This window comes from Variovorax sp. 01T439_2, from assembly GCF_056398445.1.
Window position 1 is genome coordinate 1 of record NZ_JBFTPJ010000245.1, and the last position, 6,664, is coordinate 6,664.

At 66.0% G+C, this 6,664-nt stretch carries 8 protein-coding genes; 3 read left to right on the forward strand and 5 right to left on the reverse strand.

Annotation, left to right across the window (positions count from 1 at the left end; translation table 11 throughout):
* The 5 genes from AC1DOC_RS13575 to cysS all read right to left on the reverse strand — a co-directional run.
* The coding region (locus AC1DOC_RS13575; RefSeq protein WP_478129929.1) for an amino acid kinase family protein at positions 1-517 on the reverse strand (517 nt) is incomplete at its 3' end.
* Positions 518-587: 70 nt separating this feature from the next.
* Positions 588-1,565: a tRNA lysidine(34) synthetase TilS gene (gene tilS, locus AC1DOC_RS13580; RefSeq protein WP_478083355.1), complete on the reverse strand. Its 978-nt coding sequence runs from the start codon at positions 1,563-1,565 to the stop codon at positions 588-590.
* Between the two features lie 24 nt (positions 1,566-1,589).
* Positions 1,590-2,570 (reverse strand): acetyl-CoA carboxylase carboxyltransferase subunit alpha, encoded by a 981-nt coding sequence (locus AC1DOC_RS13585; RefSeq protein ID WP_012748187.1) that lies wholly within the window; start codon positions 2,568-2,570, stop codon positions 1,590-1,592.
* A 16-nt stretch (positions 2,571-2,586) separates the two neighbouring features.
* Positions 2,587-3,240 carry a DNA-3-methyladenine glycosylase family protein gene (locus AC1DOC_RS13590; protein WP_478129930.1) on the reverse strand — a complete coding sequence of 218 codons (654 nt, stop codon included), beginning with the start codon at positions 3,238-3,240 and terminating at the stop codon, positions 2,587-2,589.
* 17 nt (positions 3,241-3,257) lie between these two features.
* Positions 3,258-4,637 carry a cysteine--tRNA ligase gene (gene cysS, locus AC1DOC_RS13595; protein WP_412511099.1) on the reverse strand — a complete coding sequence of 460 codons (1,380 nt, stop codon included), beginning with the start codon at positions 4,635-4,637 and terminating at the stop codon, positions 3,258-3,260.
* A 192-nt stretch (positions 4,638-4,829) separates the two neighbouring features.
* Between cysS and AC1DOC_RS13600 the strand changes: the two genes are divergently transcribed.
* The 3 genes from AC1DOC_RS13600 to AC1DOC_RS13610 all read left to right on the forward strand — a co-directional run bounded on the left by AC1DOC_RS13600 (position 4,830) and on the right by AC1DOC_RS13610 (position 6,647).
* Positions 4,830-5,420 carry a tetratricopeptide repeat protein gene (locus AC1DOC_RS13600; protein ID WP_012748190.1) on the forward strand — a complete coding sequence of 197 codons (591 nt, stop codon included), beginning with the start codon at positions 4,830-4,832 and terminating at the stop codon, positions 5,418-5,420.
* An 84-nt stretch (positions 5,421-5,504) separates the two neighbouring features.
* Positions 5,505-6,104 carry a peptidylprolyl isomerase gene (locus tag AC1DOC_RS13605; RefSeq protein ID WP_278877141.1) on the forward strand — a complete coding sequence of 200 codons (600 nt, stop codon included), beginning with the start codon at positions 5,505-5,507 and terminating at the stop codon, positions 6,102-6,104.
* Positions 6,105-6,134: 30 nt separating this feature from the next.
* Complete coding sequence (locus tag AC1DOC_RS13610) at positions 6,135-6,647, forward strand: peptidylprolyl isomerase (RefSeq protein WP_012748192.1); 513 nt, start codon at positions 6,135-6,137, stop codon at positions 6,645-6,647.
* The last annotated feature ends 17 nt before the right edge of the window (positions 6,648-6,664 follow it).

The window sequence follows — 6,664 nt, forward strand, 5'->3', positions numbered from 1 at the left end:
ACTCGTGCGCCTTCATTGCGGCCGCAATGGCCACGGCCGAGGTGTCGCTGCCGCCGCGGCCCAGCGTGGTGATGTTGCCGCTGTCGTCCACGCCCTGGAAGCCGGTGATGACCACCACCTTGCCGGCGTCCAGGTCGGCGCGCACGCGCTCGTCGTCGATGCTCTCGATGCGCGCCTTGGTGTAGGAGTTGTCGGTGCGCACCGACACCTGCCAGCCCGCGTAGCTCACGGCCTGCATGCCCTCGGCCTGCAGCGCAATGGCCAGCAGCGCGGACGACGCCTGCTCGCCGGTCGAGGCGAGCATGTCGAGCTCGCGCCCGTGGGCATCGCTCGGTTTGCTCGGCGCCAGTTCCTTGGCCAGGCCGAGCAGGCGATTGGTCTCGCCGCTCATGGCACTCGGGACCACGATCATCTGGTGGCCGGCGCGCGCCCACTTGGCGACGCGCTTGGCGACATTCTTGATGCGCTCGGTCGAGCCCATCGACGTACCGCCGTATTTGTGAACGATCAATGCCATGGATGAATTCAGAGAAATGGGAAGGGCCGCCGCTGCACCTCCGAGTGCCAGCGCGGCGCCCTGCAAGCCGTCAGCGCGAAGCCTTGGGCGAGGGCCCGGAATTGTACCAATGCAGCAGGTCGCCCCTGCGCTGGGCGAATCCATTGGCCACCTTGAGGTGGATCCGGTGGCCGCGGGTGGTGCAGGCGCGCACCTGGTCCAGCAGCTGGTCGAGCTGCGCCGCGCTGGGCGCGCAGCCGTGCGCCTGCATCAGCCAGTGCCGCAGCACATTGGCCTGCCGCGCGCGTGAAAGCGCCTGCAGCGCGGCGATGCGGGGCGGGTTGCCCACCACGACCAGGTCCTGCGCCGCGAGTTCGCCCAGCAGTTCCTGCGCCTGCGCGGCATGGCCGATGCTGCGCGCGAAGGTGGCGCGGAACTGCGGGAAGGTCCGCGCGAGCGCGGGCAGCAGCACGGCCCGGATCCGGTTGCGGGTGTAGCGCTCGTCCTCGTTGGTCGGGTCCTCGATCCACGGCAGGTCGACGCTTTGGAGCCACGCGCGGATGTCGGCTCCGGGCACGGCCAGCAGCGGGCGGTAGATGTCCAGCCCGTTGCGCCGCGCATGCGCGGGCATGGCCGCGAGGCCCGGCAGGCCGGCGCCCCTGGAGAGCGCCAGAAAAAGGGTTTCGACCTGGTCGTCCGCATGGTGCCCCAGGACTATCGATTCGATAGCGCCAAGCGCCGTATCCATGCGTGCCATGGCTGCAAAAGCGTCGTAGCGGGCGCGGCGCGCCGCATCTTCGGGGCTGTCGCCCTGGGCATGGCGCGCGTCCACGCGGTGCACCGCGAGCGGCACGCCGAGGCGTTCGCACACGGCCGCGCAATGGCGCTCGAAATCGTCGGCCGCGGCCTGCAGGCCGTGGTGCACATGAAAGGCAAGCACCTGCCCGGGCCAGGCCGAGGCGCAAGCGGCAAGCAGCGCCGTGGAATCCGCGCCGCCGCTGAAGCCCACCGCCAGCGGCAGATGCGCCGGCTCGAACGCGGCCATGGCGCGTTCGAAGGCTTCGTTCATGGAAGGAGCAGCGCGTTGGCTTGCTTACCTGCCGGTGTCGGCCTTGGTGTCGTTGAAGCGCCCGTAGCTCTGCAGGCGTTCGTAGCGGCGCTCGAGCAGTTCCTTCGGCTTCAGGTCGCTGACCTGGCGGAAGGCGTCGTTGAGCGCACGCTTGAGGAAAGCGGCCATCTGGCGGTGGTCGCGGTGCGCCCCGCCGACCGGCTCGTTCACGATCTTGTCGACCAGGCCGAGCGCCTTCAGGCGGTGCGCGGTGATGCCGAGGGCATCGGCCGCTTCCTGCGCCTTGTCGCTGGTCTTCCAGAGAATGGAGGCGCAGCCTTCGGGGCTGATGACCGAGTAGATCGAATACTGCAGCATCACGAGCTGGTCGCCCACCGAAATGGCCAGTGCGCCGCCGGAGCCGCCTTCGCCGATGATGGTGACGATGATCGGCACCTCGAGCTGCGCCATCTCGTAGATGTTGCGGCCGATGGCTTCGGACTGGCCGCGCTCCTCGGCGTCGATGCCCGGATAGGCACCGGGCGTATCGACGAAGGTGAAGACCGGCAGCTTGAACTTCTCGGCCGTCTTCATGAGGCGCAGTGCCTTGCGGTAGCCCTCGGGCTTGCTCATGCCGAAGTTGCGCGCGGTGCGCTCCTTGGTGTCGCGTCCCTTCTGGTGGCCGAGCACCATGCAGGGCGTGCCGTTGAAGCGCGCCAGGCCGCCCACAATGGAGAGGTCGTCCGAAAAGTGCCGGTCGCCGTGCAGTTCGACGAAGTCGGTGAAGATCTCGTTGACGTAGTCGAGCGTGTAGGGCCGCTCCGGATGCCGCGCGATCTTGGTGATCTGCCAGGGCGTCAGGTCGCTGTAGATGTCCTTGGTGAGCTGCTGGCTCTTCTTGCCGAGCTGGTCGATTTCCTCCGAGATGTCGACCGCCGATTCGGTCTGTACATAGCGCAGTTCTTCGATCTTTGTTTCGAGTTCAGCAATGGGCTGCTCGAAGTCGAGGAAGGTTCGTTTCGCCAACGTCTTCTCCTGTTGTTCAGTATGCGACCGGTACCGGGTCGAGCGATCGCCAAATATACCAAGTCGCCACGCTGCAATACRGGGCCCAGGCCACGGCAACGTCGCGGGCATCGCTGCGGCTCACGGGATCGCCCGAAAAATAGTTGACGCTGATGCCGTTGAGCAGGCCCAGGTCGTCGACCGGCAGCACATTGGGGCGCATCAGGTGGAAGATGAGGAACATCTCGGCCGTCCAGCGGCCGATGCCGCGGATGGCCACGAGCTCGTCGATGATGAGCTCGTCGGCCATGTCCTTCCAGGCGTCGACGTGCACCGCGCCCGAATCGAAGTGAATGGCCAGGTCCACCAGGTACTCGATCTTGCGCGCCGACAGCCCCGCCGCGCGCATGTCGTCGACCTTGAGCTTGAGCACGTTGGCCGGCGTGAGCTTGCGCGGCAGCACCACGAACTTGTCCCACACGGTCTGCGCGGCCTTCACCGAAATCTGCTGGCCCACGATGCTGCGCGCGAGCGTGGTGAACGCGTCGCCGCGCGACTCGAGGCAGGCATCGCCGAACTTCGGGATCAGCCGCTTCATCACGCGGTCCTTCCTGGACAGGTGCTTGCAGGCCTCTTCCCAATAGTCCGGCGTGAAGATCTGGACCGCCGGGTTTTTCGAGGAAGCAGGCATGGGATTCGTGGTTCCGTTCACTGCGCTGCGGCCCAGGTTGTGCCGGTGGGCGAATCCTTGAGCACGATGCCCTGCGCCAGGAGGTCGTTGCGGATGCGGTCGGCCTCGGCGAAGTTCTTTGCGGCCTTGGCGGCCGCGCGCGCATCGATCTGCGCTTGGATGGTCGCCTCGTCCAGCGTGGCGCCCGCGCGCAGGAAGCGCTTCGGGTCGTCCTGCAGGATGTTCAGGCATCCGCCGAGCGCCTTCAGCAGCCCGGCCTGCGCGGGCGACTGCGTGCGGTTCACTTCACCCGCCAGGTCGAACAGCACGGCCACGGCCTCGGGCGTTGCAAAGTCCTCGTCCATTGCGGCCTTGAAGCGCGCCGCATACGGATCGTTCCAGTCGATGGCCGCCAACGCCTGCGGCGCGACCAGGTCGAGCGACGTGTAGAGCCGCTTGAGCGAGGCGCGGGCGTCGTCGAGATGCACGTCGCTGTAGTTGAGCGGACGGCGGTAGTGCGCCCGCACGACGAAGAAGCGGATGGTCTCGGCGTCGTACTTCTTGAGCACGTCGCGGATCAGGAAGAAGTTGCCCAGGCTCTTGGACATCTTCTCGTTGTCGGTCACGATGAAGCCGTTGTGCATCCAGTAGTTGGCCAGCGGCTTGCCGGTTGCGCCTTCGCTCTGCGCAATTTCGTTCTCGTGATGCGGGAACTGCAGGTCTTCGCCGCCACCATGGATGTCGAGCGTTTCACCCAGCAGCTCGCAAGCCATGGCCGAGCACTCGATGTGCCAGCCGGGGCGGCCCGGGCCGAACTCGCTGGCCCACTTCACTTCTTCGGGTTCGCTCGCCTTGGCGCTCTTCCAGAGCACCGGGTCGAGCGGATCGTCCTTGCCGTCGAGCACCGCCACGCGCTCGCCCGCGTGCAGCTCGTCGATGGACTTCCCGCTGAGCTTGCCGTAGCCCGGAAACTTGCGCACCGCGTAGTTCACGTCGCCGTTCTCCGCGCGGTAGGCCAGGCCCTTCTTCTCGAGCGTGCCGATCATCGACAGCATCTGCGGGATGTAGTCGGTGGCGCGGGGTTCGTGGGTGGGCCGCTCGATGCCGAGCGCATCGGCATCTTCGTGCAGCGCATCGATCATGCGGTCGGTGAGCGAACGGATGGTTTCGCCGTTCTCGACCGCGCGGCGAATGATCTTGTCGTCGATATCGGTGATGTTGCGCACGTAGGTCACGGCCAGGCCGCTGGCCTTGAGCCAGCGCTGCACCAGGTCGAAGGCGATCATCGAGCGCGCATGGCCCAGATGGCAGAGGTCATAGACCGTCATGCCGCACACGTACATGCGCACCCGGCCCGGTTGCAATGGGGAGAACTCCTCCAGTTCACGCGAAAGCGTGTTGTAGATGCGCAGACTCATGAGGCTCGGAAAGCGTCGCTTCGCGCTCGTGCGGTACGGGCGAACGACGGTGTATTTCAGGGGTGACGGGACAGTGGCCACGAGGGGTTGGACATGGCCCCTCGGCTACAATGCACCGCAGTATAAACGGCTGCTGCCGTGTCCATTCCGGGTGTTTTCGAAGCCCGCATTTCCCACTCCTGCCGAGGCTTCATGAAGCACGTCGCGTTCTCCAAACTCTCCATCGCCTTCGCACTGCTGTTCAGCCTGTGGGGTTCCGCGGCCTACGCCAACGACTACGACGACGTGAACACCCTGCTGCGCCAGGGCAAGTCGAACGAGGCGCTCGCCAAGGCCGACGCCTACATCGCCGGCAAGCCGCGCGATCCGCAGATGCGCTTCCTGCGCGGCGTGATCCTCACCGAGCAGAAGAAGCAGAACGAGGCCATTGCCGCGTTCACGCAGATGACGCAGGATTTCCCGGAGCTGCCCGAGCCCTACAACAACCTGGCCGCGCTCTATGCAGCGCAGAGCAAGTTCGACCAGGCGCGCGCCGCGCTGGAGCAGGCGCTCAGGCTCAACCCCAACTACGCCACCGCGCACGAGAACCTCGGCGACGTGTACGCCCGCCTGGCGGCCCAGGAATATGTGCGAGCGCAGCAATTCGCCAGCACCAACGCCAGCGTGGCGCCCAAGCTCTCGCTGATCCGCCAGATCTTCACGCCCAAGGCCGAGGCCGATGCCGCGGCCCTGCCGGCGGCACCGCCTGAAGCCCGCAAGCCGGTCGGCCGCGCCAGCAAGTAAAACGACAACCGCCGGCAGCATCCTGGCCACGGCCGCTTGCATTGCCCGGCCCGCGCCCCACATCATTCGCACACGGAGCCATCCTTGACGATCCAAGCCCCTTCCCTGTCCACCCGCTTCAGCCGCCGCGGCGCGCTCGTGCTGGCCGCCTCGCTCGCCTTTGCCGGCGCCGTCCATGCGCAGCAGCCCGGCCCGCGCGTGAAGCTCGCCACCTCGGCCGGCGACATCCTGGTCGAGCTCGACCAGGCCAAGGCACCCCAGACGGTCGAGAACTTCCTGCAGTACGTCAAGGACAAGCACTACGACGGCACCGTGTTCCACCGCGTGATCGACGGCTTCATGATCCAGGGCGGCGGCTTCACGGCCGACATGCAGCAAAAACCCACGCGCGCGCCCATTCCGCTCGAAGCCAGCAACGGCCTGAAGAACGACCGCTACACCATCGCAATGGCGCGCACGGGCAATCCGAATTCGGCCACCTCGCAGTTCTTCATCAACGTGAAGAACAACGATTCGCTCAACGCGCCCAACCCCGACGGCTACGGCTACACGGTGTTCGGCCGCGTCGTGGCCGGCACCGAGGTGGTCGACAAGATCCGTGCCGTGCAAACCGGTAACAAGGGCGGCATGCAGAACGTGCCGCTCGAGCCCATCATCATCAAGTCCGCCACACTGGCGAAATAATTTCCGAACATCCGAAGGAAGGACTCCCTCATGAGCAACCCCAAAGTCGAACTCCACATCAAGAACTACGGCGTGATCACGCTCGAACTCGACAGCGCCAAGGCGCCGAAGTCGGCCGAGAACTTCGTCAACTATGTGAAGAACGGTCACTACGACAACACGGTGTTCCACCGCGTGATCCCGGGCTTCATGGTGCAAGGCGGCGGCTTCGAGCCCGGCATGAAGCAAAAGCCCACCGGCGCCGAGATCGAGAACGAAGCCAACAACGGCCTCAAGAACGACAACTACACCGTCGCCATGGCGCGCACCAGCGCACCGCACTCGGCCACCGCCCAGTTCTTCATCAACGTGGCCGACAACGGCTTCCTGAACCACACCGCGCCCTCGGCCCAAGGCTGGGGCTACGCGGTGTTCGGCAAGGTCACCGGCGGCACCGACGTGGTGGACAAGATCAAGGCCGTGAAGACGGGCCGCAAGGGCTTCCACGACGACGTGCCGCTCGAGGACGTGGTCATCGAGAAGGCCGTTCTCGTCGCGGAATAACGCGCGGACCGGCGAAC